Origin of the sequence: Cellulomonas septica, assembly GCF_012396155.1 — a bacterium.
Taxonomy (GTDB): domain Bacteria; phylum Actinomycetota; class Actinomycetes; order Actinomycetales; family Cellulomonadaceae; genus Cellulomonas; species Cellulomonas septica.
Genome location: NZ_JAAXOY010000736.1, coordinates 1 through 1,652 on the forward strand (window position 1 = coordinate 1; position 1,652 = coordinate 1,652).

Here is a 1,652-nt window from a genome sequence, read left to right on the forward strand (position 1 = left end):
CGCCCGGCGCGGGCACGAGGGCCGCGACGTCGCGCTGCCCGGGACCGCACACGTCGAGCAGCAGCGACAGCGGGCCGTCGACGTGCTCCGACCCGTCGACGGTCGCGCGGACCGTGTGCGGCTCGTCGTCCACCTGCACCGCGCGGGCCATCGCGGCGCGGTCCACCCCGTCCTGCGCGAGCCACAGCGCGAGGACCACGGAGCGGGGGAGGTCGAGCGTCGTCACGCCTCCACCGTAGGGCCGGTCCGGGTCCGTCCCGCGCACGTGACCGAGGCCACGCCGGGCGACCCGCCGGTGCGTGCCGAGGACGTTCGTCCCGTTGGTTAGGGTCGTCACCATGACCGACGTGCTCGACCTGCAGGCCGTGACGATCCGCCGGGGGACGACGACGATCCTCGACGACGTGTCGTGGACGGTCCGGGAGGGCGAGCGCTGGGTCGTGCTCGGCCGCAACGGCGCCGGCAAGACGACGATGCTGCAGGTCGCGTCAGGGCGCATGCACCCGTCGCAGGGCACCGCCGACGTGCTCGGGTCACGGCTCGGCCGGGTCGACGTGTTCGAGCTGCGGCCGCGCGTCGGCCTGTCGAGCGCGGCGCTCGCGGACCGCATCCCGTCGGGCGAGACCGTGCGCGACGTCGTGCTCACGGCGGCCTACGGCGTGACGGGCCGCTGGCGCGAGTCGTACGAGGAGCTCGACGAGCAGCGCGCCGCGGACCTGCTGCGCGCGTTCGGCGTCGAGCGGCTGGCCGACCGGTTCTTCGGCACGCTGAGCGAGGGCGAGCGCAAGCGCGTGCAGATCGCGCGGTCGCTCATGACCGACCCCGAGCTGCTGCTGCTCGACGAGCCCGCGGCCGGCCTCGACCTGGGGGGCCGCGAGGAGCTCGTCGCGGCGCTCTCGGAGCTGGCGGCGGACCCGCGCTCGCCGGTCCTCGTGCTGGTCACGCACCACGTCGAGGAGATCCCGCCGGGCTTCACGCACCTGCTCCTGCTGCGTGACGGGCGCGTGCACGCCGCGGGACCGCTCGGCGAGGTGCTCACGGCCGAGAACCTGTCCGGCGCGTTCGGCCTCGATCTCGAGGTGGACCACGTCGGGGGCCGGTGGGCGGCGCGCGCGGCGCGCTGACGTCGCCGCTCGTCCGGGTGACCGGGCGGGCGTCTGCCCCACGCGCGGGCAAAGTGATCGTCTAGGATCGGTGTACAGCGCGGTCATTCGACGACCGCGCCGGGACCGGGAGGTTCGGCCGTGCCGGACTGGCTGTGGTGGCTCAGCGGGGCGCTCGCGCTCGGCATCCTCGAGATGCTCACCCTCGACCTCGTCTTCATCATGCTCGCGGGCGGTGCCCTCGGCGGGGCCCTCTCCGCGGGCCTCGGTGCGCCGGTGCCCGTCCAGATCGTCGTCGCCTGCGCGACCGCCGCGCTCCTGCTGCTGGCCCTGCGCCCGTGGCTGCTGCGCCACCTGCGCGGCCGGATGCCGCTCGTCGAGACCAACACCGCGGCGCTCGTCGGCCGCGAGGCCGTCGTCATGTCGACCGTCACGGTCGAGGGCGGCCGCGTGAAGCTCGCGGGCGAGGTGTGGAGCGCGCGCGCCGACGCCGGCACCGCGATCGCCCCCGGTACGCCCGTCCGCGTCGCCCGCATCGACGGCGCGACG

General features: G+C 75.6%; 2 protein-coding genes and 1 pseudogene. 2 read left to right on the plus strand and 1 reads right to left on the minus strand.

The window, feature by feature from the left end; translation table 11 throughout:
• Positions 1-226, minus strand: a pseudogene (locus HGA02_RS18685) (hypothetical protein); the annotation flags it as partial.
• A gap of 112 nt (positions 227-338) precedes the next feature.
• Here HGA02_RS18685 and HGA02_RS18690 point away from each other — a divergent pair.
• Together HGA02_RS18690 and HGA02_RS18695 are read left to right on the plus strand one after the other, a co-directional pair.
• Complete coding sequence (locus tag HGA02_RS18690) at positions 339-1,124, plus strand: ABC transporter ATP-binding protein (RefSeq protein ID WP_168680829.1); 786 nt, start codon at positions 339-341, stop codon at positions 1,122-1,124.
• A gap of 120 nt (positions 1,125-1,244) precedes the next feature.
• Positions 1,245-1,652 (plus strand): NfeD family protein (locus HGA02_RS18695; RefSeq protein ID WP_343035617.1); only part of this gene is annotated, 408 nt, incomplete at its 3' end.